General features: G+C 37.2%; 20 protein-coding genes, 1 other RNA gene and 1 pseudogene. 17 read left to right on the forward strand and 5 right to left on the reverse strand.

Going from position 1 to position 25,403, the window contains the following annotated elements; translation table 11 throughout:
* Nucleotides 1-189: 189 nt before the first annotated feature.
* Entirely contained in the window at nt 190-1,683 is a 1,494-nt protein-coding gene (locus EIY84_RS08115; RefSeq protein WP_124642043.1) for an aminotransferase-like domain-containing protein, read from the reverse strand.
* 83 nt (nt 1,684-1,766) lie between these two features.
* Here EIY84_RS08115 and EIY84_RS08120 point away from each other — a divergent pair, with 83 nt between their 5' ends.
* The 3 genes from EIY84_RS08120 (at nt 1,767) to pcaF (ending at nt 6,044) form a co-directional block, all read left to right on the forward strand.
* Nucleotides 1,767-3,629 carry a TonB-dependent receptor plug domain-containing protein gene (locus tag EIY84_RS08120; RefSeq protein ID WP_124642045.1) on the forward strand — a complete coding sequence of 621 codons (1,863 nt, stop codon included), beginning with the start codon at nt 1,767-1,769 and terminating at the stop codon, nt 3,627-3,629.
* A gap of 18 nt (nt 3,630-3,647) precedes the next feature.
* The gene (gene bioB, locus EIY84_RS08125; RefSeq protein WP_124642047.1) at nt 3,648-4,715 is read left to right on the forward strand and encodes a biotin synthase BioB; all 1,068 of its coding nucleotides are present in this window, start codon (nt 3,648-3,650) and stop codon (nt 4,713-4,715) included.
* Between the two features lie 111 nt (nt 4,716-4,826).
* Complete coding sequence (pcaF, locus tag EIY84_RS08130; protein ID WP_124642049.1) at nt 4,827-6,044, forward strand: 3-oxoadipyl-CoA thiolase; 1,218 nt, start codon at nt 4,827-4,829, stop codon at nt 6,042-6,044.
* Nucleotides 6,045-6,132: 88 nt separating this feature from the next.
* Here pcaF and EIY84_RS08135 read toward each other — a convergent pair whose 3' ends face one another.
* Together EIY84_RS08135 and uvrA are read right to left on the reverse strand one after the other, a co-directional pair.
* On the reverse strand, nt 6,133-7,578 hold the full coding sequence (locus EIY84_RS08135; RefSeq protein ID WP_124642050.1) for a glyceraldehyde-3-phosphate dehydrogenase: 1,446 nt from the start codon (nt 7,576-7,578) through the stop codon (nt 6,133-6,135).
* 179 nt (nt 7,579-7,757) lie between these two features.
* Nucleotides 7,758-10,547 carry an excinuclease ABC subunit UvrA gene (uvrA, locus tag EIY84_RS08140; RefSeq protein ID WP_124642052.1) on the reverse strand — a complete coding sequence of 930 codons (2,790 nt, stop codon included), beginning with the start codon at nt 10,545-10,547 and terminating at the stop codon, nt 7,758-7,760.
* 298 nt (nt 10,548-10,845) lie between these two features.
* Between uvrA and EIY84_RS08145 the strand changes: the two genes are divergently transcribed.
* From EIY84_RS08145 to EIY84_RS11960, 6 genes and pseudogenes are all read left to right on the forward strand, one after another.
* Nucleotides 10,846-11,679, forward strand: a complete 834-nt coding sequence (locus EIY84_RS08145) for a 1,4-dihydroxy-2-naphthoyl-CoA synthase (protein ID WP_124642054.1) — start codon at nt 10,846-10,848, stop codon at nt 11,677-11,679.
* A gap of 21 nt (nt 11,680-11,700) precedes the next feature.
* Nucleotides 11,701-12,294: a PH domain-containing protein gene (locus tag EIY84_RS08150; RefSeq protein ID WP_124642056.1), complete on the forward strand. Its 594-nt coding sequence runs from the start codon at nt 11,701-11,703 to the stop codon at nt 12,292-12,294.
* Entirely contained in the window at nt 12,278-13,777 is a 1,500-nt protein-coding gene (locus tag EIY84_RS08155; protein WP_124642057.1) for a PH domain-containing protein, read from the forward strand. Before EIY84_RS08150 ends, EIY84_RS08155 begins: the two co-directional genes overlap by 17 nt.
* A 27-nt stretch (nt 13,778-13,804) precedes the next feature.
* Entirely contained in the window at nt 13,805-14,734 is a 930-nt protein-coding gene (gene menA, locus EIY84_RS08160; RefSeq protein WP_124642143.1) for a 1,4-dihydroxy-2-naphthoate octaprenyltransferase, read from the forward strand.
* Between the two features lie 91 nt (nt 14,735-14,825).
* Nucleotides 14,826-15,506, forward strand: coding sequence for a metal-dependent hydrolase (locus EIY84_RS08165; RefSeq protein WP_124642059.1), 681 nt, complete (start codon nt 14,826-14,828; stop codon nt 15,504-15,506).
* A 329-nt stretch (nt 15,507-15,835) separates the two neighbouring features.
* Nucleotides 15,836-16,045, forward strand: a pseudogene (locus EIY84_RS11960) (HNH endonuclease); the annotation flags it as partial.
* Nucleotides 16,046-16,330: 285 nt separating this feature from the next.
* Here EIY84_RS11960 and ffs read toward each other — a convergent pair.
* An RNA gene (gene ffs, locus EIY84_RS08175) (signal recognition particle sRNA small type) lies at nt 16,331-16,428 on the reverse strand.
* 101 nt (nt 16,429-16,529) lie between these two features.
* Here ffs and EIY84_RS08180 point away from each other — a divergent pair.
* The 8 genes from EIY84_RS08180 (at nt 16,530) to kdsB (ending at nt 23,988) form a co-directional block, all read left to right on the forward strand.
* Entirely contained in the window at nt 16,530-17,120 is a 591-nt protein-coding gene (locus tag EIY84_RS08180) for a DUF4199 domain-containing protein (RefSeq protein WP_124642061.1), read from the forward strand.
* A gap of 17 nt (nt 17,121-17,137) precedes the next feature.
* Nucleotides 17,138-18,103, forward strand: coding sequence for a glycosyltransferase family 2 protein (locus EIY84_RS08185; RefSeq protein ID WP_124642063.1), 966 nt, complete (start codon nt 17,138-17,140; stop codon nt 18,101-18,103).
* A 12-nt stretch (nt 18,104-18,115) separates the two neighbouring features.
* On the forward strand, nt 18,116-18,826 hold the full coding sequence (locus EIY84_RS08190; RefSeq protein ID WP_124642065.1) for a head GIN domain-containing protein: 711 nt from the start codon (nt 18,116-18,118) through the stop codon (nt 18,824-18,826).
* A gap of 74 nt (nt 18,827-18,900) precedes the next feature.
* Complete coding sequence (locus EIY84_RS08195; protein WP_124642067.1) at nt 18,901-20,613, forward strand: phospho-sugar mutase; 1,713 nt, start codon at nt 18,901-18,903, stop codon at nt 20,611-20,613.
* A gap of 74 nt (nt 20,614-20,687) precedes the next feature.
* Entirely contained in the window at nt 20,688-21,557 is an 870-nt protein-coding gene (locus EIY84_RS08200) for an urea transporter (RefSeq protein ID WP_124642069.1), read from the forward strand.
* 74 nt (nt 21,558-21,631) lie between these two features.
* The gene (locus tag EIY84_RS08205) at nt 21,632-21,979 is read left to right on the forward strand and encodes a hypothetical protein (protein ID WP_124642071.1); all 348 of its coding nucleotides are present in this window, start codon (nt 21,632-21,634) and stop codon (nt 21,977-21,979) included.
* A 15-nt stretch (nt 21,980-21,994) separates the two neighbouring features.
* Complete coding sequence (locus EIY84_RS08210) at nt 21,995-23,248, forward strand: pyridoxal phosphate-dependent aminotransferase (protein WP_124642073.1); 1,254 nt, start codon at nt 21,995-21,997, stop codon at nt 23,246-23,248.
* An 8-nt stretch (nt 23,249-23,256) separates the two neighbouring features.
* A complete protein-coding gene (gene kdsB, locus EIY84_RS08215) occupies nt 23,257-23,988 on the forward strand; it encodes a 3-deoxy-manno-octulosonate cytidylyltransferase (protein ID WP_124642075.1) in 732 nt (243 codons plus the stop codon).
* Nucleotides 23,989-24,049: 61 nt separating this feature from the next.
* Here kdsB and EIY84_RS08220 read toward each other — a convergent pair whose 3' ends face one another.
* Nucleotides 24,050-25,312 (reverse strand): T9SS type A sorting domain-containing protein, encoded by a 1,263-nt coding sequence (locus EIY84_RS08220; RefSeq protein WP_124642077.1) that lies wholly within the window; start codon nt 25,310-25,312, stop codon nt 24,050-24,052.
* Between the last annotated feature and the right edge of the window lie 91 nt (nt 25,313-25,403).

The raw sequence follows: 25,403 nt of genomic DNA on the forward strand, positions 1-25,403 counted from the left end.
TATTCTTTTGCATAGAGAAATTTGTAGTTATTTTTCCTCTAATATACTGAATACCAGTCTTTTAAACAAATAATTAACGCCTTTTTTTAAAGGTGTTTATCGATTTTTTTACTTTAAACAAGTTCATCATGTAAAATTAATGTTTTTTTTATTCTACTTAAAATATTTCATTCTTTTCTTTAATAAATTTTATGCCAAACTTGAGTTATTATCCATAGTTTCATCAAACGATTTTCTAAAAATTTGAACTGAGGTTTTCATTTCTTCTTCATTCATGTGTGCATATCCCAACCGAATGGCTGAAGTGTTTTTGTCCTGATACAAGCAATATTTTGGAAGGTACAAACCGTTGGCTAAGCATTGGTCAACCCACTTTATAAGGGAGATTTTAGCATTTACATTCAACCATAAAGCCATTCCTCCATTGGGGATTTCTGTCTGAATTTCTTTAGGAAAATATTCATTCAAAAGTTTAACAAAAAGATTTTGTCGTTCACGATAGATTTTTTGAATTTTCCTTCGGTAACGGTGGATGTCGCCTTCTGCAATCATTTCGCCCAATGCCTGTTCTTTGTAATCGTCGGTATTGCCGTAAAAAGAAAGGTATTTCTGTGCTTCGTGGATGATGTTTTCTGGGGCAACCATAAAATACGATTGAAATCCCGGAATCAAAAACCTTCCGAAGGCTCCCAAGTAGATGACCCATGCGTCATTTTTTTCTTTGTACAACGAGTGCAAGTTCTGTTTGTCATAAGAAATTTCAAAATCGGTATCGTCTTCAACAACCAGTATGTCCAATAATTTAGATAATTCCAAAAGTGATTTTCTGCGATTTTCGGACATATTTTCGCAAGTAGGATAGGAAAATTTTGAATTGAGGTACAACATTCTCACTTTTCCTTTTTCAAAATTTTTAAGAATGTAATTCGTATCCAGACCTTCATGGTCCATGGGGATGGTGGTCACTTTAGCTCCTGCCTGTCGGAAAATCATGTTCGAGAAAAAATAACTTTTCTCACCCACCAAAACAACATCTCCTTTTTTGACGAACATTTGTGTGATGATGTTCAGGATGATTTCTCTACTGGATGATGTAATCAATTGATTTTTGTTCAGATGAAGGTTTCTGCTTGTATTTAGGTAGTAACTCAATTGTTCCTTAAAGTACAAATTTCCTATTCTGTGAATGTTTTTTTGTTGATGGTATTTGTTTTTTCTCTTCAATACACCGGAATAAAATCGAGCCAATTCATCACTTTGTATGATGCGAAAATCGGGAAGACCGTCGGTGAAAAAGTACGGACAATCCATTTCATGAACCGGATTTTCTAAAATATAATTGCTATAAAAACGGATCGGAACCAAGTGTTTTTGAGAGTTAGATTTCTCCTGATAGGTTTTAAAGGAAGGGTTTTCATCGTTTTTTACAAAAGTTCCTACATTGGGGATGCTCTCTATCCAATCTTGAGCTTTCAACTCTTCCAATGCCGCCACAACTGTTCTTCGATGTATTTTCAATTCAGAAGCCCACAATCGACTCCCCGGCAGTTGGTTTCCGTGCTTTAAAGTACCTCTTTTTACCGCATTGATGAATTGGTAAACCACCTGCAGATAGATGGGATCTTTGGCATTTCTGTCGATTTTTATGATGGATGTTATTGGATGTTCTACCGGACTACTCATTTTAAATATTCTGGACGAGCAAATTTAAATTTTTATTTCTAAAATTTGCAGACTTAAAATAGTAAATAAAGAAATTAAAATTCATGAAGAAATCGTTAATGACGCTGAGCATGTTGGGATGTTTTGCTTTTTTTAGTGCACAAAACACGGATAAAGAAACTCAGGTAGAAGAAATCGTAGTACAAGGAAACCGTTTGGATACGCCATTTAGTCAATCCAGCCGTGATATACAACTGATCAGCCGTGAACAGATTGCTAAAATGCCTGCAAAGTCCATCAATGAACTTCTTTCTTTCGTCGGTGGTGTCGATGTTAGACAAAGAGGACCGTTTGGTACACAAGCCGACATCAGTATTGATGGGGGATCTTTTGAGCAAACTTTGGTTTTGGTTAATGGTATAAAATTAATTGACTCACAAACCGCTCACAATATGATGAACTTGCCCATAGCAATGGATGCCATCGACCATATCGAAATATTGAGAGGTGCAGCAGCGCGAATGTACGGAATAAATGCCCTGACCGGTGCCATCAATATTGTAACTAAAAAAGATAAAAAATCCTTTGTTTCTGCCGATTTATTTGCGGGTTCGTCGTTCAAATCCAAAGAAGAAGGGGATGAAGATGGTATTTATGCCGGTGGTGGAATACAGGTTACGGGAAATTACGGTACCGAAACACAAAACCATTTGTTCTCGGTCAATAAAACCAGCAGTAACGGACAACGATACAACTCGGCGCAAGAAGGTCACAAATTTTTCTACAACGGAAATTATGATTTCAACGCCAATCACAGTATTTCTGCACTTGCAGGATACACAAAAAATCAGTTTGGAGCCAACGGGTTTTATGCAGCTCCTGGAGATAAAAATTCTGAAGAAATTGTTAAAACCTCTTTGTTTAGCATTTCATCCAAACATCAATTTGGGAATTTGATCCTTTCACCTAGAATTAGCGATCGTTACAACGAAGACGATTATCGCTACTTCAAAGACAAGTTGGATGTGGCCAGATCCAGACATTATACCAATGCGCTGATGTTGGAACTGAACGGTAGTTTGGCAACATCAATTGGTAAATTTGGCATGGGTTGGGAGTCGAGAATAGAAGAAATCAACAGTACCAACATCGGAGATAGAAAAAGAAACAACCACGGTGCTTTTGCTGAATTCAAAACCAATCTTTCAGAAAAATTAATTGCAAACGCAGGTTTGTATGTTAACTACAATACCGATTACGGTTGGAAAGTCTATCCGGGAATGGATGTGGCGTATTTAATAAACTCCAATTGGAAATTTTCTGCAAGTGTAGGAACGGGACAAAGAATTCCTTCCTTCACCGATTTGTACCTTAATCAAAAGCCTGGAAATGTGGGTAATCCTGATCTTCAACCGGAAAATGCTTGGCAATACGAAGCCAACATCCGATATGTTAAGAATAATTTCAATTTCCAAGCCGGATATTTCCAAAGAGACATTACCGATTTTATCGATTGGGTAAGACCAAACACAAGCGTTCCGTATTCGCCAATTAACTTTGGTAAAAATAGGGTGCAAGGTATGTATGCTCGTATCCAACAGCAATTTTACCTAGGAGAATCTCAAAGTATTGGTTATAAATTGAGTTACAATTACCTTAATCCTGAACTGATCAGTAACGGAAGTGTTATTTCAAAATACACCTTAGAATCGCTGAAGCATCAACTGATTGCCGGACTACAGTACAAATACAAAAACTTTTCGGCACAAGTAGAAAATCGTTGGTTGAAAAGAGAATTGAACGATGCCTATACCATCACCGATCTCCGTCTGAATTACCAATGGAAATCGTTCACGGTGTACAGCGATGTTACCAATATTTTTGATACGAAGTATAGAGAATCCGGAGCCGTTCCAATGCCAACGAGATGGTTTAGTCTTGGTTTCAAATATGTATGGACCAAATAATTAAAAACGATTTATCTCATGAAATCAATATCCAAAGACGAAATTCGAGAAATCTATAATTTGCCTCTGATCACGCTGATCCATAGAGCTTCAGAAATACATAGAATGCATCATTGTCCGGAAGAAGTGCAAATAAGTACTTTGGTTTCTATAAAAACGGGAGGCTGTCCGGAAGATTGTGCCTACTGTCCACAAGCTGCAAGATACCACACCAAAGTGAATGTGGATGAAATGTTGTCCGTAGATGATGTGGTGAAAGCGGCTGAAGAAGCCAAAGAATTGGGCAGTTCTAGACTTTGCATGGGGGCAGCTTGGCGAAATGTCAAGAACAACAAGGACTTCGACCGGGTTTTAGATATGGTAAAAACCGTAAATTCTATGGAAATGGAGGTCTGTTGTACCTTAGGAATGATTACAGAAAACCAAGCCAAACGATTGGCAGCCGCTGGTCTGTACGCATACAACCACAATATTGACACTTCCGAAGAGTATTATAAAGAAATTATTTCGACCCGAAGTTATGATGATCGCTTGAAAACCATTGATAACGCCAGAAATGCAGGAATAACCATCTGCTCTGGAGGGATTATTGGAATGGGCGAATCGGCAGAGGATCGTATCGACATGTTGTTTACTTTATCCCTTCTTAACCCATTGCCGGAATCGGTTCCTATCAATGCCTTGGTTCCGGTAGAAGGGACACCTTTGGAAAATCAAACAACGGTTTCTTCTTGGGAAATGATCCGTATGATTGCCACAGCCCGTTTGGTACTTCCTAAAACTCAAATTCGATTATCTGCCGGTAGAAAACAGATGAATCATGAAGCTCAAGCCTTGTGTTTCTTGGCCGGAGCAAATTCAATTTTTTCTGGTGAAAAATTATTGACAACACCAAATCCTGAATTAAATGAGGATAAAATACTTTTGGACACCTTGGGGCTTAAGCCCAAAAAGCCTTTTGAAGATCATAAGAAACCCGAAGTATATGATTTGGATTTGTCAGAATTCAATGATGAAGAAATTATTCGATGGTCAAGGCCGAAACACAAAATCGAAAAAAACATTATGGCTTCACAAAAGAAGTGACAATGGGAAAGCTGTTCTTTTACGAACGGCTTTTTTTAGCGGTAAATACACTACGATTTCTACATCAAAAAGCATTAAATTTTGTAAATTTGGAACTTTACAAAATCAAAAATGAAACAAGCGTATATTATTGATGGGGTGCGTACCGCCATCGGAAATTTTAAAGGCAGTTTGTCGGCGGTGCGAACCGACGATATGCTGGCCACTGTACTGAAAAAAATTGTTGAAAAACAACCTCAAATTCCCACAGAAAAAATTGATGATGTCATCATAGGATGTGCCAACCAAGCAGGAGAAGACAATAGAAATGTGGCAAGAATGGGACTTTTGTTGGCCGGGCTTCCGGTAGTGGTTCCTGGCGAAACGGTGAACAGGTTGTGTGCTTCCGGAATGTCTGCCATTGCCCAAGCTTCCAGAGCTATAAAATCCGGCGAAGGCGATCTTTTTATTGCCGGTGGTGTCGAGGGAATGTCTCGTGGCCCTTTTGTGATTTCTAAAGCCGAATCTTCTTTTGCAACCGATCAAAAAATGTTCGATAGCAGCTTTGGATGGAGGTTTGTCAATGCCAAAATGGAGAAAATGTACGGTACAGAAGCCATGGGAAAAACGGCCGAAAATCTAGCCGAAATGTTTTCCATTTCCAGAGAAGAGCAGGATCTTTTTGCTCTAAACTCTCAGCTGAAAGCTAAAAAAGCTCAAGAAAGTGGGAGATTGGCAGAGGAAATATGTACGGTTGAAATCCCACAAAGAAAAGGGGAAGCCGTTCTTGTAAATCAGGATGAATTTATAAAACCCAATACTTCGCTAGAAGGTTTGGCCAAGTTGAAACCGGCTTTTGTAAAGGAAACCGGATCGGTAACAGCAGGCAATGCCTCCGGATTGAACGATGGTGCTGCTGCAGTTTTGGTGGCTTCTGAAGATGCTGTGAAAGAATATGGACTAAAACCTTTGGCTAGAATTGTAACTTCTGCCGTAACAGGTACCGAACCTAGGATTATGGGGATTGGTCCTGTTGAAGCAACAAAATTGGCCTTGAAAAGAGCAGGGTTAACTCTGGATCAGATCGACATCATCGAACTGAATGAGGCATTTGCAGCTCAGAGCATTGCCTGTCTAAAAGCTTTAGGTTTGGCCAATGATGATCCTCGTGTTAATGTCAATGGTGGAGCGATTGCTCTAGGACATCCACTTGGGATGAGTGGTGCTAGAATTACCTATTCTGCAGCGTTGGAATTGCAAAAAAGAGGAAAACGATACGCCTTGGCTACCATGTGCATCGGAGTTGGACAGGGGTATGCCATCGTACTTGAAAATGAAAATGCTAGATAAATGAGCCTGTTCATTTTTAACAGGTTCTAAGGATAAAAAAGGCTGCTTGAATATTTCAAACAGCCTCTTTTTATCATAATATTGACGATTAATAGTAAGTGTATCTTCTTACTTTCGCAATATGTTTTGCTAAACGCATAACTTGGTGGCTGTATCCGTACTCGTTATCGTACCAGATGTACAATACCACATTGTTTCCGTCTGCACTTACGATGGTTGCTTTGCTATCGTAGATGGATGGGGCAGAAGAACCTATGATATCCGAAGATACCAATTCGTTGCTTACAGAATATTTTATTTGTTCTACCAATTCGCCTTCCAATGCATATTTTTTCATAACATTGTTGATGTCTTCAATGCTTGTTGTTTTGTTAAGTTCAAGATTCAAAACAGCCAAAGATCCGTTTGGTACAGGAACACGGATGGCGTTAGAAGTTAATTTTCCAGCCAATTGAGGCAATGCTTTAGCAACCGCAGAACCAGCTCCTGTTTCTGTAATTACCATATTTACACCGGCTGCTCTACCTCTTCTGTATTTCTTGTGCATGTTATCTACAAGATTTTGATCGTTGGTATAGGCGTGGATGGTTTCCAGGTGTCCGTGTTTTACACCATAAGCATCTTCCATAACTTTCAAGATTGGAGTGATGGCATTGGTGGTACAAGATGCGGCAGAGAAAATTTTAACTTCGTCTGGATTGTATTCTTCGTGGTTCACACCATATACGATGTTCGGAACTCCTTTTCCTGGAGCCGTTAGCAATACTTGGTCGGCACCAATGGATTTTAGGTGAAGGCTCAAGGCTTCCTCATCTCTGAAAACACCGGTGTTGTCGATAATCAAAGCATTGTTGATCCCGTATTGTGTATAGTCGATTTCTTCTGGACTTTTAGCAGAAATCATTCGAACGCTGTTTCCGTTGATGATTAGGGATTGGTTTTCCAAATCTGCTTTTACCGTACCTGGAAAAGCCCCGTGTACAGAGTCGTCTTGCAATAATGCAGCTCTTTTGTCCAAAGATTTTTGATCGTTGGCATCTCTGGTAACAATAGCACGAAGTCTTAGTTGTCCACCTTTTCCAGCCATAGAGATTAATTCTCTGGTAAGGAGACGGCCGATTCTTCCAAATCCGTAAAGAACAACATCTTTAGGAGCAATGTTTTGGTCTTTAGCATCTTTTAATTTATGAGAAACAAAATCTACAGCGTTAGAGAATTGGTCTCCTTCCATCTGGTACTCATAAGTTAGTTTTCCGATGTCGATTCTTGCAGGGCACAAATCAATTGATTGGATTGCTTCAGCAATTTCTAAAGTTTTGTAGATGGAAATAGGTTTTCCTACAAATTCTTCTGAATAATCATGAAGTCTTAGGGTTTGGCTTACACTTCTGTCCACCAATTGGTTACGGAAAATTACCAATTCTATGGATTTTTCATACCACAGATTGCTCACGATTCTGATTAATTCAACAGTTGCTTTTTTGCGATCTGTTTGTTCGGATAGTTGTTGTTCAAAAGTTCCTTCGAAACTCATTTTTACTTAGATTTAAAGGTTGTAATTATTAGCGTATAAAAATAATCAAATTAATGAAATGATCATCATGAGATGTTTCATGTTTTAAGTGGTTGGAATTGATTGAGTTAATGTTTTTTCAATAAATAATTTTCACAGTTGGTATTTCCCAAAAAACAATTCTAACTCCACTTTTTTTGTTAAATTTTTAATTTTTCTTCAACATATTTTGCCGTTCTAGAAGTTTTACAATTCACAATGTCTTCTGGTGTTCCTTCAAAAACGATTTCTCCGCCGTATTTTCCAGCATCTGGACCGATATCAATAATCCAGTCGGCCGATTTGATGATGTCGGGTTGGTGCTCGATAACAATCACCGAATGACCCAAGTTGATCAAGGCTTGCAAAGATTTCATCAGTTTGTTGATGTCGTGAAAGTGAAGTCCAGTGGAGGGTTCATCAAAAACGAAAAGGGTTTTGTCGGTTGTCACCCCTTTTACCAAAAACGAAGCGAGTTTTACCCTTTGAGCTTCGCCACCAGAAAGGGTAGAGGAGCTTTGTCCCAGCTGCAAATATCCCAAGCCAACATCGTGCAAAGGTTGCAATTTGTGTGCAATTTTTTCTTCTCGTATTTCATGGAAAAACTCCAATGCTTCGTCCACCGTCATGTGCAGGATGTCCGAGATGTTTTTACCATCGACTTTTATTTCCAGAATTTCATTTTTGAAGCGTTGTCCTTTACATACATCGCATTCCAGTTCGATGTCGGCCATAAATTGCATGGAAACATTGATTACGCCTTCGCCTTTGCACTCGTCGCATCTACCGCCATCGACATTAAAGGAGAAGTGCTTGGGTTTGTATCCGTGCAATTTTGATGATTTTTGTTTGGAGAAAAGATCTCGGATATCGTCGTACGCTTTCAGATAAGTTACCGGATTGGATCTGGACGATTTCCCTATTGGGTTTTGGTCAATCAGCTCTATGTTTTTAATAAGTTTTTTTGGGAATTCAACCTCGTCATAATCGCCTTTTTTCCCACCCATTCCCAGTTGGATTTGGATGTCGTTAACCAAAATTTCCTTCATCAAAGTCGATTTTCCAGAACCCGAAACTCCGGTTATCACAGTTAAATTTTCAAGTGGAATGTCAACAGAAATGTTTTTCAGGTTGTTTTGTCTTGCTCCTTTTATTTTTATGAATTCTTTGGCGGATCTTCGTTTCTTTGGAACTTCAATTTCCAATCGTCCATTTAAATAATCCGAAGTTAAAGTGTGTGCATTTTTTAGTTGATCGTAATCGCCTGAAAATACCAATTCGCCACCCAGATTTCCTGCTTCTGGACCGATATCGATGATGTAATCTGCGGCATGCATCACATCTTCATCGTGTTCCACAACAATTACGGTATTTCCCAAATCCCTGAGACTTTTTAATACTTCGATGAGATTTTCGGTGTCTTTAGAATGCAAACCAATCGATGGCTCGTCTAAAATGTAAATAGAACCCACCAATGAACTTCCCAAACTGGTGGCCAGGTTAATTCTCTGACTTTCGCCTCCGGAAAGGGTGTTGGAGGTTCTGTTTAAAGTTAGATAACCTAGGCCAACTTTGATCAGGAACTCCAATCGAGTGGTGATTTCGTAGGTCAATCTTTTGGCGATTTCCGCTTCGTGTTTGTTTAGTTTCAATGATTTTATGATGGGCAAGACCTCATCCAAAGGAAGATCAACCAAAGACTGTACGGTATGTCCGTCAATTTTCACATAATTGGCTTCTGGTCTCAAGCGGTTTCCTTCGCAGTCCGGACACTCGGTTTTTCCACGATAGCGAGAGAGCATCACGCGATATTGTATTTTATAGAGGTTTTCCTCTAACATCCTGAAAAAATTATTGAGAGACGGGAAGTTTTTGGTATCATCGCCCTTCCATAAAAGATTTTTCTGATCTTTAGTCAGTTCAAAATACGGTTTATGAATGGGGAAATCTTTGGCTTTTTTTATGAATTCTTTTTTCCATTCTTGCATGGTTTCGCCTTTCCAACAAGATGCCGCATCTTCAAACAAAGAGAGGTTTTTGTTAGGGATCACCAAATCTTCATCAATACCAATAACTTTTCCATAGCCTTCACAGGTCGGACAAGCTCCGTACGGGTTGTTAAAGCTGAAGAAATGAACGGTCGGTTCTAGAAAATCCATGCCGTCCAATTCAAATTTATTGGAGAAGGATTTTATTTTATTGGTATCCGTATTTTTTAAAGAACACAAACCATGACCTTCGTAAAATGCCATCTGAACCGAGTCTGCCAATCGTTGAAGGAAACTCTCGTCCTCTTCATAAGTAAATCGGTCGATGACCAAATGGATGTCCATATCTTCGGTCGGACTAAATCCGAAACTTTCCAAATCTTCTATGCTTGCGACATTTCCATTGATTTCTAATCGTGTAAATCCTGAAAGTTTTAAAGTCTTTAGATTTTCTTTAAACAAATGGATGTCAAAGGAAAGAGGGCAACGAAGTAGAAAGGAATTTTTAGAATTTTTCTGTATAAAATCGATTACATCGGTTACGCTATCCTTTTTTACCTCTTCACCAGAAATTGGGGAGTAAGTCCTGCCGACTCTTGCAAATAAGAGTTTCAAATAATCGTAGATTTCTGTAGAAGTACCAACTGTAGATCGAGGGTTGGAAGAAATAACCTTTTGCTGTATGGCGATGGATGGAGCCAATCCTTTGATGTCATCTACTTTTGGCTTTTCTAATTTTCCTAAAAATTGTCGTGCGTAGGAACTTAGAGATTCTACATATCGCCTTTGTCCTTCGGCATAAATGGTATCAAATGCCAAAGACGATTTTCCCGAACCGGATACTCCTGTTATTACAATCAGTTTATTTTTTGGGATAACGACATCCAGGTGTTTTAAATTATTAAGATGGGCATTTTTTACAAAAATTTCTTTCTTTATGTCGATGCTTTCCACTGTAATCATTGATAAATTTTAACCCTACAAATATACTTAATTTACTTGTTAATTTTTTTGATTTCTATTTGTAGATTTCATAAAAATAATTAACTTTGTCCTATCAATAACCAATTAAATGTAACTGATCATGATTAGATTATTCAAAGATTTAGTTACACATCTGATGAAAAAGAGATAGTTTTACGAATATAAGGACTCAGAAATGAGTCCTTATTCTTTTTTAGATCCTCTAAACATCGCTGTTATAAGAGGTTTTTATTTTTCTATTAAAAGTTTATCTTTACGCAAAAATTATTATAAAGTTATGGATTGGATTACCGTAAAAGAATACGAGGATATTACCTACAAAAAATGCAACGGCGTAGCAAGAATTGCAATTAACAGACCCGAAGTGAGAAACGCCTTTAGACCCAAAACGACTTCCGAATTGTACGATGCTTTTTATCATGTGTCCGAAGATGCGTCTGTGGGTGTGGTTTTGCTAACAGGAGAAGGGCCAAGTCCAAAAGACGGAGGTCATGCTTTTTGTAGCGGTGGCGATCAAAATGCCAGAGGACACCAAGGTTATGTAGGCGAAGATGGAAGACACCGTTTGAATATTTTGGAAGTTCAACGATTGATCCGTTTTATGCCCAAAGTGGTAATCGCTGTGGTGAACGGTTGGGCTGTAGGTGGAGGACACTCTTTGCATGTGGTATGCGACCTTACTTTGGCCAGCGAAGAACATGCAATCTTCAAACAAACCGATGCCGATGTTACCAGCTTTGACGGAGGTTATGGATCGGCTTATTTGGCGAAAATGGTCGGTCAGAAAAAAGCGAGAGAAATTTTCTTTTTAGGAAGAAATTATTCCGCTAAAGATGCCGAAGCAATGGGAATGGTAAACGCCGTAATTCCTCATGCAAAACTGGAAGATACCGCTTACGAATGGGCTCAAGAAATTTTAGGAAAATCACCTTTGTCCATCCGAATGTTGAAATTCGCGATGAATCTGACTGACGACGGAATGGTGGGGCAGCAAGTTTTCGCAGGCGAAGCTACCCGATTGGCCTATATGACAGAGGAAGCCAAAGAAGGTAGAAATGCTTTCCTTGAGAAGAGAAAACCGGATTTCGGTGACGACAAGTGGATTTCATAAAATGTTATAATTGAATGTTTTATGAACGAAAGTAGATTTGAAAACAATCAGATTTTTGTTGATGATTTGCCCAATTTTGAAAATGTAGAAATGCAATCGATTTCTCGTGATTATCTAAAAGTAAAAATGATAAATGCTGGGATACTCTCGGCGTTTTTCATTTCAATAACGATAGCGGTATTTTTTATCTGGCAAGAAATTTTTTACGAATATTCCATTTATATATTTTCGACCTTGTTTTTATTGGTCGCATTTGTTGTGGTGTATCACTATTTTTCTTTTTTTACGATAAAGTATGCATTTCGGGAAAAAGATGTGGTTTGCCAAAAAGGGTTATTCCTGAAAACCATAGAGTTGTTGCCTCTCAGTAGGATACAGCACATTGATTTGGAAGAAGGTTGGATCTCGAGAAGCTATGGGCTGAAATCTCTTGTTTTTTATACCGCAGGCTCAATTTCGGAAATTCGTATCGCTGGGCTTCCAAAAGATGTTGCAGAACAATTCAACCAATTTGTACTTCAGAAAATTAATGAGGAAACAATGGATAATGCTCTTTTGGAAGATGAAATAAGTGAAAACAAGTTAAGAGAAAATCAGGATGGACCAACAGAATAAGCCGTCGCAAAGCAATGTGTTCCAAAAAAACAGATTGTCCAAAAAAGGAATCGTACTGTTTTCACTCATTCATTTTTTGCAAGTACTAAAAGCAATTTGGCCTTTATATATCCTGGCTTTATTTAAGAAATCATCAAAAATTGAGTTATTAGTGGGTATTTTGATCGTTGTATTTCTGTTTCTGGTTGTAAATGCAATCTTAGAATTTATTAATTTCTCGTATTTTGTTGATGAAAAAACAGGTGAATTGATCATTAATAAAGGACTGATCAACAAGAAAACGACAAAAATAGAAGTTGAAAAAATTCAGGAAGTAAACATTCAGCAACCTTTTATCCATCGGATTTTAGATCTGTATAAATTGGAAGTAGACAGTCCTGGCGGCGACAAAAAAGAAATGCAAATTCATGCCATTTCTCATGAAAATGCAATGGCTTTAAAAGAGTATTTACTCGGACATCGTGTTGAAAATAAATCTGTTGTCTTTGAAAATAACCCTTCTCAAAAAACGATAATAATTTCGAATGCCTCTTTGTTAAAGTATGGATTTACAGCGAATTATGTAAGTGGTTTTTTTGCGATTTTTGGTTTCATTTTTTACATTTATGATAAATTAAAAGATTTTTTTGACCAAAAAGAAATTGACGATTTTGTCTTGGGGTATCAAAAACAACTGTCCAAGCATTGGGAAGAAGTAGTCTATACTTTAGGTTTTCTAAGCATGGCTTTGGGGCTTTTCCTTTTAGTGGTACTCATTCGTGCGGTGATGATTTTTATAAAATTTTATCAGTTTGAGATTGTGAAAACACCCAGACATTGGACCATGAAGTACGGATTGTTCCATACCAAAAACACCACAGTTGGGCTATCTAAAGTACAAATGATCACAGCGTCTCAGAATTTTTTTCAGAGAAAATTGGATGTTTGGCAATTGAAAATTCAACAAATAGAAACGGATGAAGTCAAGGAGAATGCAGAGGTAATTCCGGGTTGCAACCAAAGAGAAAAAGAAGAAATAGTGTACGATATTTGGGGCGATTTGGGCGATTTTTTAATGACTATCAAACCGAATATTCGAAAAATAATCCTGACCAATGTTTTATTCATTTTAGTCCCGATAATTATCAGTATTTTTGCACTTTCTATTTTTGAAAAATATACCATTGGGGTTCTCATTTATGCTTTGTTGATGGAAGTGGTCATTCTTATTTCCTTCAGAAATAACAAGTTGCAAATCAACAATCAATTTGTAAAAGTCGATTCTGGATTTTGGGATGTTAAAACAAAAATCATCGATTTGGAAAAAGTTCAAAGCATACGACTGACCCAATTTTTTTGGCAAAAGGAAAGTGATTTGGGAACGATTACTCTAAACACTTCCGGCGGAAACTTGAAGCTGAAAACAACCTCGTTTTCTTCATTAAAAAAAATAGCCAATTTTTGTCTTTTCAAAATAGAAAACTCTAAGAAAAATTGGTTTTAATTATAAAAATATTTTATAAAATACATGATATCTAATTGGATACAAGCAGCACGACTCAGGACGCTACCACTTTCGCTCAGTGGGATAATAATGGGGTCTTTTATAGCAAGATGGAGGCTGGTGAAGGAAGGCGAAATTTGGGATTGGAGCATTTTGGTTTTGGCATTGGTGGTAACTTTATTTTACCAAATTCTTTCCAACTACGCCAATGATTATGGCGATGGCGTGAAAGGCACCGATGCGCAAAGAATCAGCGAAGCCGAGTCCAGAGCTGTAGCTTCAGGCAAAATTACAGCTCAACAGATGAAAACCGCAGTCATCACGATGGCCATACTTTCTCTTTTGGCAACCGTACTCTTGTTGTACATAGCTTTTTTTCCAAATTTCATGCAAGAATTTTGGATTTTTATAGGCTTGGGTGTTGCTTGTATTCTTGCAGCAATAGGTTATACCGTTGGTAAAAAACCGTATGGATATTTGGGATTGGGAGATCTTATGGTTTTCCTTTTCTTCGGTTGGGTTTCTGTGGGAGGTTCTTATTTTTTATTCACAAAAATGTGGTCTTGGGATATTTTATTACCAGCAACTGCAGTTGGGATGATGAGTACCGCCGTGCTTAACCTAAACAATATGAGGGATATAGAAAGCGATAGAGCCAGCGGAAAAAAGACCTTGGCTCTGCGATTGGGCTTTAGAAATGCGATGGTCTATGAAGTGGTTTTGTTGATGCTGCCTCTAATTTTATTGCTTGCATTTTTAGGGTACAACGGCTTTTTAGAAACCGGAAAATACTATCCATTCATCGTGATGGTTTTGTTGTTGCCAATGACCGGACTGAGAAGGAAAATTATGAAAGTCTCCGAACCCAAAGAGCTGGATCCTTTCCTGAAACAAGTAGGCATCATGACTTTGGTTATGTCTTTATTACTGGCAGCTGGTCTCAATTTGTTTCAATAAGGAGCTGAAAACTTAAAATATTATGTTAAATTTGCCTAAATAACTTTGTGAAGTCCTTCACTAAAAGACAAAAAAAAATTAAGTTAGAACTATGCGTATAAAATTCTTAGGTCAAAATTGTTTTTTATTTTCATACCAAGGTAAAACGATACTGTCGGATCCTTTCTATACTTTACAAAAAGAAAAAACAGGATTTGATATCGCTGCTCAAAAAATCGATTATGTCCTAATTACTCATGCACATGGCGATCATATTGCAGATGTGGCAGAGGTTTTGTCCCTGCATCCAGAAGCAGTCGTTATTGGACAGCCCGAGATTTGTGCCTATTTCAAACATCCCAAATTTATAGATATTAATTTTGGAGGATCTGCCAAGATTGATGATCTTAAAATCTCCATGGTGCCTGCATCACATACCAGTTCATTCCCCGACGGAACTTACGGCGGCGAACCTTGTGGGTACATCTTCAGATTTATGGACAGAAATCTCTATTTTGCTGGAGACACCGGAGTGATGAGCGATATGGCGATATTCCCACAGCTTTACGGGCCTATAGATACTGCAATATTACCCATCGGCGGTCATTATACCATGTGTCCTAGAAAAGCCAGTTTTGCCGCTTCTGATTTATTGAATACAACGAAAGTAATCGGTTGTCATTTCGATACTTTTCCCGCGATAAGCATCGATCACGAACAAGCTAAAATTGCTTTTGAAGATAAAAATGTCGAATTGATATTACCCAATCTAGGCGAAGAATTTGAATTTTAAAAAATATTAATTGTTAAGATATGGATAAAAGAGGTGAAACATGGAGAGAATATCCACTTGATGAAAATAGAACAAACAAAGAGTTTCGATTGTTTTTTTCTAATCTGGGTCGTGTAAAATCGGTCAGCTACCTTTGTCCTGAAGGCAGGATTATTAAAGGCTCTCTCAGAGAAGGATACCCAATAATTTCTGCAAAAGTGATGTTGGAAAGACCCAAAAGAATTCAAAATAAAATCGATGAATTTAACTTGAAAATTAATCTGTTACAGCAAGAACTTAAAGAGCTTAAAAACATTCAAGATTTACCGGAAGAGGTCGTAGAATCCAGAATGCTGATCCTAAACGACAGAAGAGACGAGATTGTACAAAAAAGGTCAGAATACACGAAGAAAACCGAAAAGAAAAGGACCTCAAATGTACATATCTTGGTACACAGAGCCATTGCCGAACTTTTTTTGAGAAAGGGAGAAGCCGATGAAGTCGTTATACATAAAGATTTTGTAAAAACGAATAATGAGTTAGCGAATCTAGAATGGATGTCCAAAGAAGAGGCTTTCAATAGGTACAAAGAAGCACCTTATTTCAAAAAGAAAACCTACATAACAGACAGAAAAAATGCTCCAAGAAAAACTCCGAAACATCAAAAATTGACAGAATCGGATGTATTGTACATCAAAGAAAGACTATCTAAAGGTAAAACTTTGAAAGAATTGGCAAAGAAATTTGGCGTTTCGGATATGCAAATCCACCGAATAAAAACCGGAGAAAATTGGAGTCATGTAAAAACCGTTGCCGAACTAAATAATCTGAATAATAGAAACAAAAAATGGCAAGCTACCTAAATCACACCGCTACAACCGATTACCTTTGCTGCGTTCCCACCCTGGAGGATTCTCAGGAGCTGGTTGTTTAGGACTTGCCGGTGCAAATATAGGAAAATTATTTATTTAAAAAAGAGAATATTCATTTAAAATAACAAAAAAGCCTTTGTATAAAAGGAAATAGAAAATTTAAAATAAAATTATGACAACTAAAAGCCCTGTAAATCTTGGACTTATCCTTTTCGCCATCACCATGGTTATTTTCTTCATTGTTTATTATTTTTTTGGTGGAAGCCAATATTATGATGTAACATTGAAGGTCAATTCATTTATTTTACCAATACTTTACTGTGGTGTGGCCTTCGTTTCGGTAAGAAGCTTTTGGAAATCCAACCCTGTAGTTCGTTTTAAAGAAGCCTACAAAAGAGCTTTTGTACCCATGTTTGTCGGTGGCGGCCTATCCATGTTAAGCATATTTGCGTTCTTAAATTTTGTCGATACAGAAGCTAAAGATTTACTCAATCATCAATATGTTGAAAGACAAAAAGTGGAGTTGGACAAGGAATACAAAGATGCCTTGGTCTTTGTAAAAGACGATGCCGAAAGAAAAGATTTGGATAAAAAATACCAAGACCGATTGAAAGGTTTTGCTCCGGACCAAGTTCAGGATAAAGACATGCTCAACTTCAAATTTTTTGCCGGATATTTTGCTGCAATCCTTATTTTTTATGTTATTTTGTCCTTCTTTTTTGGATCGTTCTTTAGAACGAGAAATCCGGAAACCAATTTGTAATTTTAAGAACAATAATTTTGAACAATATCCTACATCTATCCGTTGTTGTCCCTTTGTTGAATGAAGAACAAAGCCTAAACGAACTCTATTCTAGAATCGATACGGTTTGCAAAAACCATCAGATCCACTATGAAATCTGGTTTGTTGATGACGGTAGTACCGATTCTTCTTGGAGCATCATCGAGATGTTAAAAACTCAAAATCCCAATGTTCATGGGATAAAATTTTCCAGAAATTATGGAAAATCTCAAGCCTTACACGCTGCTTTTGAACGAACAAAAGGAGAGGTGGTCATTACCATGGATGCTGATTTGCAGGACTTTCCAGAAGAAATTCCGGAACTCTACAAAATGATCGCTCAAGACGGATACGATTTGGTGTCTGGCTGGAAAAAGAAAAGAATGGACAATGTGATGACTAAAAATTTACCGTCCAAACTCTTCAATGCGGCTGCAAGAAATCTCTCTGGAGTTCAACTCAACGACTTCAATTGTGGATTAAAAGCCTACCGAAAACAAGTGGTAAAATCGGTGGACATCTACGGCGATCTTCATCGATGGATTCCGGTTTTGGCAGCCAATGCAGGGTTCAAAAAAATTACTGAAAAACCCGTACAACACCAAGCCAGACCTTACGGAACTTCGAAATTCGGAGCCGAAAGATTTATTCGAGGTTTTCTGGACCTGATCACGCTTTGGTTTGTGAGTAAATTTGGCGGAAGACCCATGCATTTTTTTGGAGCTGTGGGAACGGTGATGTTTATTTTGGGGTTTCTATCGGCACTTTGGCTGGGGATTTCCAAACTTATAGATGTTTATATACACCACATCTACGGAAATATGATTGCTGAAAACCCTTGGTTTTTCATCTCTCTTACACTGATGATTTTAGGAACATTGCTTTTTGTTGCAGGTTTCTTGGGCGAACTCATCATCCGCACCAACAGAGGTCATAAAAATTATCTTGTAGAAGAAGTTATTTAAACAAGAATCCCAATGAAAACCATAGATTATTTATTTCTTTTCATCGCCTCATCACTCTTGTTTTCTTGCGGAAAAATCTCTCCAAAAGGGAAGATAGAAACCAAAACTGTAGAAGTTTCTGATTTTTCAGCTGTTGATCTTCAGGGCAAATTCAGAGTGTTTTATGTTAAAGATCCCAAAACCAGAATAGAGCTGGAAACCTATCCCAACCTGATGGATAATTTGGACATTTCTGTTTCTGATCATGTTTTGAAAATCCATGAAAAAAGAGGTGTAAAAGGAGTGGATTTCTATAACTTAACCCTCTATTCCCAAAAAGACATTCAGCATATTTCTATTTCAGATTCAGTTGAATTTAACGGTTCTTCAGAGATTAAGGCAGAAGATTTTAAGTTGAAAATTAACAAGTCGGCTAAATTTATTGGAGCTATAAGAACGAAGAAGGCTCTGGTTGAAATGAACAATCATGCTTTAGCCAACATCAAGGGATTTAGTGACGAAGCGACATTCAAACTTACAGATTCAGCAAGTATTATTGCTCCGTTTTGGAAAGTAGAAATCTTGGATCTGCAAGCGAATAAAAATTCGTATGCAGAAATCGGTGTTGACCAAGAAATTAAAGGAAATTTGCTTAATAATGCACAATTGCTATACTACAACTCGCCGGCATTAACTATAAAAAAGGATAAAACAACCAAAGTCAAAAATAAAATTCAACCTTAATTTTTAGAATTAAATAGGTATTTGGTATTCAATTTTAATACCTTATTTTTGGACTTTTAACCTCAATAAAAAACATGAAGACCATAGAAAAAGCACAACTTTGGCTCAGTGATACTTTTGATGCTGAAACCAGAGACAAAGTAAGAAAATTAATCGACAGCAACAACTCCGATTTAGAAGATGCCTTTTACCGAGAATTGGAATTCGGAACCGGTGGAATGCGCGGTATTATGGGTGTTGGCACCAACAGGCTCAACAAATACACCCTTGGACAAGCCACACAAGGTCTTGCCAATTATTTGTTGCAACAATTCTCTGGCGAATCCATAAATGTTGCCATTGCATACGATGTTAGAAAAAATTCAAAAGAATTTGGAAAACTTTGTGCAGATGTTCTTACCGCAAACGGAATAGGGGTTTTGCTTTTCAAAAACCACAGACCAACTCCGGAATTATCGTTCACGGTGCGTGACAAAAAATGCAACGCAGGAATTGTACTTACCGCATCACACAATCCACCGGAATACAACGGTTACAAAGTGTATTGGAATGATGGAGCGCAGGTTGTACCTCCACACGACGAAAACATCATCCGAGAGGTCTATGCAACACCTTTTGATCAAATAAAATTTGACGGAAACGACGAGCTTATCGAATGGATAGACGAAACCCAAGACGAGGTCTATATCGATGCTTGTATGGAAAATTCTCTGTATCAAAATGTGGGGAGGGACAATGTAAACATCGTTTTTACCTCCATTCACGGGACAACATATACGACCATTCCACGAGCATTGGAGAAAGCAGGATTCAAAAAAGTAGATTTTGTAACCGAACAAATGATCCCAAGCGGAAACTTCCCAACCGTGGAATCTCCCAATCCTGAAGAACCTGCAGCGCTTTCCATGGCGATGGATCTTGCCAACATTACCAATGCCGATATTGTCATAGGAACCGACCCGGATGGCGATAGATTAGGGATTGCAGTGAGAAATTTGGAAGGCGAAATTCAATTGCTAAACGGTAACCAAACCAATACCATCCTTACCTATTATATGTTGGAGCAATGGAAAAAAGCAGGAAAATTATCCGGAAATGAGTTCATCGGATCCACCATCGTAACTTCAGATATTTTCTATGATATTGCCGAAAAATTCGGTATCGAATGCAAGGTTGGTCTTACCGGTTTCAAATGGATTGGGAAAATGATCCGCGAGGCTGAAGGAACTCAGAAATTTATCTGTGGTGGCGAGGAAAGCTTTGGCTTTATGACCGGAGATTTTGTAAGAGATAAAGATTCTTGTGGTTCCATACTTTTAGCTTGCGAGATTGCAGCGGTATGTAAGGCCAACGGAAGCTCGATATTTCAGTACATGATCGATATTTACAAAGACTTAGGAATGTACTATGAAGGACTTGTAAATGTGGTAAGAAAAGGTCGTTCTGGAGCGGAAGAGATTGAACAAATGATGAAAGATTTCCGAGAAAACCCACCAAAAGAAGTGTCTGGTTCTCCAATTTCCATTATCAAAGATTATAAATTGCAAACGAAGACTTTGGTAAAAAATAATGAAACTCTGGTAATGGACGACATTCCAAAATCCAATGTATTGATTTATTATACCGAAGACGGAACAAAAATCTGCATCCGACCTTCGGGAACCGAACCGAAAATTAAATTTTACATTTCAGTAAAAGATACGGTAGATTCCGAAAGGGATTTCACACACAAAGTATTTGTCCTGAATCAAAAAATAGAAAAAGTAAAAGAAAATCTTCATCTTTAATACCAATTTAATAAGGCTTTACCATCGTGAAGCCTTATTTTTTTAATTTATATTTGAAGGTTATTAAATTAATCATGAATTCATTACTCCCAAAATTTTTCGAAAGCTGTTTAAGAGGTCTTGGACAAATCATGTTACAAAATAATCCCATAACCGGGCTTTTATTTTTGATAGGAATATTTGTAGGTTCGGTCCCAATGGGATTTGCGGCACTGTTGTCCGTGGTTGTGGGTACTTTAACCGCAAAAATTTTGAAATTTAATTCTCAAGAAACAGAAGCCGGACTCTATGGATTTTCAGCTGCTTTGGTGGGTGTTGCGTTGCTGATATTTCTTAAAAATGAGTGGGTTGCTTGGCTTTTGATGGTTGTAGGAAATTTTTTCTCTGCATGGATTCAGAATTTTTTTAACCAAAGAAAAATAAGCGTTTATACTTTACCTTTTGTTCTGGTCACTTGGGGAATTTTGTTTTTTTGCAATCATTTTCTCCCCGAATTGATAAGCGTTACAACGACCACAAGTGTAGAAAAATTAGATTTTTATTCGTTTATTTTGAGGGATTTTGGGCAGGTGATTTTTCAGAATCATTTGGGGGCAGGAGCTTTATTTTTATTGGGAATTGTCGTGAATTCTCCGAAATCGGCTGTGTACAGTTTGGTTTTCTCAACCGTAGCAGCAGTTTTATCGTGGAAATTTTTTTCCAATACCATCGATTTTCAACAAGGATTGTTGGGGTACAATGTGGTTTTGTGTACCATCGCTTTGATGAACGATAAAAAATGGAATTTTGCTTGGATTGCCTTTTCTACGGTAATTTCAATGCTGATTTCTTATATTTTCATTCAGTTCCAGTGGATTCCGTTAACTTTTCCATTTGTATTATCAACAGTATTTTCGTTGAAGATAAAAGAATTTTTTTCATTAAAAACAGAAAATTACAGTTGAATTTTAACAGTAAAAAATAAAAATTTTTCTACTGATTTTTTTATCTTTAACCCTTTAAAAAAGGAAATCATTTTATGAATATTCAACGATTGAATTATTTGAATTGGATCATGCTTGTCATGTTGTGTTTGGTTTTTGGAGGCAAACTTTCAACTTGGTTTATCGACTATTCCGATGAAACGAAAAACTCCATAGCCTCAGCAATGTTTGTTGTAATAGGCATTTGTTATCTTTCAAATACAACAAAATACAGTAAAAATTGGATGAAAATTCTTGGTTTCTTATCCGGTATCTTTGTTATTGTTTTTAAGTTTTTAGATCAAAATACAATGATTTTTATTTTAGCTTTTACAAGCCTTATTACACCATTTGTATTGAACAAGATCGATAAAAATACATGGTCTTTTTTTCAGAATAATTAATAAATCTATATAAAAGTGAAAGTTTCAAAATTAGCAGCCCATCTCGTTGGCTCCGAAATCGTAAAAATCGGTAACGAAGTCAATGACATGAAGGCAAAAGGCGCTCAAATTGCCAATCTAACCATTGGCGACCTCGACTCTAATCTCTATCCGATTCCAACTTTGTTGAAAGAGGAAATCCAAAAGGCGTATCAAAATAATTTGACCAATTATCCACCAGCCAATGGACTTTTGACCCTTAGAAAAGCGGTGTCCAAAGACTTAAAATCCCGCTGGAATTTGGATTATTCTCCAGACGATATCTTGATAACCGCAGGATCCAGACCCTTAATCTATGCAACTTACAAAGTAATAGTGGATGAAGGCGATAAAGTGATTTTCCCCATTCCATCGTGGAACAACAACCATTATTGTTATCTGACGGGTGCCAATGGTGTAGAAATAGCCACCACTCCGGAAAATAATTTCTTGCCAACAGCAAACGATATTCGTCCGCATATCGAAGGTGCAGTGCTTATTTCGCTTTGTTCGCCTCTCAATCCGACAGGAACCATGTTTACCAAAGATCAACTTTCAGAAATTTGCGAAATGATTTTAGAGGAAAACAAAAAAAGAGGTGAGGATGAAAAACCTCTGTATTTGATGTACGATCAGATTTACAGCAACTTAACTTTTGATGCCGTTCATCACGATCCGGTTTCTTTGTTTCCGGAAATGAAGGAATATACCATCTACATCGAGGGTATTTCTAAATGTCTTGCTGCAACAGGTGTGAGAGTGGGATGGACATTTGGTCCAAAACACATTATGGATCGTATGAAAGCTCTTAATACCCATATTGGAGCTTGGGCACCCAAACCGGAACAAGAAGCTACGGCTAAATTTTATGAAAATAAAGATGCCGTTGACACTTTCGTTAACGATTTCAAAGGCAAGCTTCAGAAAAGTTTGGTTACTTTACACAACGGCATTCAGGATCTAAAAGCCAAAGGATTAGCGGTGGACAGCATAGTTCCGATGGGAGCTTTGTACCTTACCATACAATTGGATTATGTTGGAAAAACAAAACCGGATGGTAGCAAAATTGAAACATCATCAGATTTGGTTTTCTACTTGATTAACGAAGGTGGGATTGCCTTGGTTCCGTTCTCATCTTTTGGGGATACCAAAACTCAACCTTGGTTCAGAGCTTCTGTTGGAGGACTTTCCATCGATGAAATATTGGATTGTTTGCCAAAATTGGAAGCCGCTTTAAATAATTTAAAATAATTTTGTTGATGAAAATCATTGCGGTAATTCCTGCTCGATACAATGCCAGTCGATTTCCGGGTAAGTTGATGCAAGAACTTGGCGGTAAAACAGTTATTGCAACAACCTATAAAAATGTGTTGGAAACAGGGCTTTTTTCTGATGTTTTTGTAGCAACAGATTCCGAAATTATCTTTGACGAAATTAAAAATATCGGGGGAAATGTTGTGATGACAGGCGAACACGAAACCGGGAGTGATCGAATAGCTGAATCAGTGCAAAGTATTGATTGTGATATTGTTGTAAATGTACAAGGAGACGAACCTTTCCTGAAAACAGAACCTCTAAAACAATTGATGGAGGTTTTTGAAACGGATGATAAGAAAGAAATTTCTTTGGCTTCTTTAAAAATTAAACTTCATGAAAAAGAAGAAGTTGAAAATCCCAATAATGTTAAGGTTATTACTGACTTACAGGGATTTGCACTTTATTTTAGCCGTTCTGTAATTCCGTATCATAGAGAAACTTCGTTGCAAGCAGAGTATTATAAGCATATTGGTGTTTATGCCTTTAGAAAAGAAGCATTACTCAAATTTTCTAAGTTAGAAATGACTCCTTTGGAAAAATTAGAAAAGATAGAATGCATACGATACCTGGAAAACGGAATGAAAATCAAAATGATAAAAACCGATTTTGTTGGTGTTGGTATTGATGTCCCGGAGGATTTGGAAAAAGCCAAAAAAATTATTGAAAATCTATAAAAAAAAGCTTTGCAAATTGATTTTTGCAAGGCTTTTTAATATTAAATTCACAAAGGATTTTCTATTCTTTTATGAATTTGCTTGATAAAATAATCTTCTGATTTCGATCTTTCAATTGTAAAAAGTAGTTTCCAGGATTTAATTCATCTATTTTAATGGTGTTATTATTTAATTTATTTTGAATGATTAGTCTTCCACTTGCATCGAAAATTTCAAAATTATCTATGTTTTTTCCATTTTTTATTTGGATAAAATCTTTAACAGGATTGGGATATATACTCAATTCTGGATTTGCTATTTCTTCAGTTTTCAAGCTGTTAACGGTAATGTTCATGGTTTTTACAGAAGTTTTTCCACATCTGGACACCTTCAGTTCTACAGGAAATATCCCGGGGCTGTTAAAGTTATGAAGCGGATTTTTATCAGTTGAACTTTGTCCATCTCCAAAATTCCATAAAAACTGAACTCCACTGTAGGGATAATCAGCATAAAATTGAATGTTTTGTGGATTATTGGCATCTACAGATGAAGAAAAATTTGAATTAAGATCGTATTTTCCCACATTCCAAGTCAATAATTGATCGAAAACAACCGTTTTTGCAGCCTCACGAATTTGTGATGCCGTTGTAGGATCCAAGTTAGCCGTATAGGGAATAAGACTTGGATTTTCTCTAAAAATAACGGTATAAAACGCACAAGCAGCCGCATACGAACCGGCAAGTGAAGGGTGGCTTTCGTCTGAAGAATACAATTCGATGTTTGGATAATTGTTTCTGATGTACCTCCAAACTGCTCCAACAGGAGACACAATGCCGTTGTTTTGAAGAGCCATCATTTCATAACGCGTTTTTATAGCATTGTCCATTCCTTGATAAGTGCAAACTACAGGGTTGGCTGCGCAGTTGCCTGCATCTCCATTTTTTCTTCCCCAAGTCATATAAAAAATAGTTTCTGCGCAAGGATTGTTTTTATTAATCAATGAATCCAGTTTTTTTGCATAAGGAAACATGTTATTATTCACATAGTTATCCGGAAAAGAAGGAATTTGACTTTGCTCCTGAAGAACGACAAAATCCCAATTTCCCTGTTCGATTTTTGATTTCGAAATACCATTTCCCCAATGTCCTTGTAGGGTATGTCCGCCAGGAGTATTGGAATCAAAATTGACCGTATTTCCAACAGAAATGGCCATATTTTTAACCAAATTGGGCAAATTGTTTACTTCTGTATAACTATTTCCCAAAAAAAGAACATTTTTGGTTGTTTGTGCAGAAATGTAAATTGATAACAGATTGATAAATAGTAAGATATAGATTTTCTTCATAGATAAATTTTGATGCCTAATGTAGAAAAAAAATGATGATTATCATAGAAATTAATAAAAAATAATTTGTTAAATTTGAATCCGATTAAAC

The organism is Amniculibacterium aquaticum (assembly GCF_003852705.1).
Classification (GTDB): domain Bacteria; phylum Bacteroidota; class Bacteroidia; order Flavobacteriales; family Weeksellaceae; genus Amniculibacterium; species Amniculibacterium aquaticum.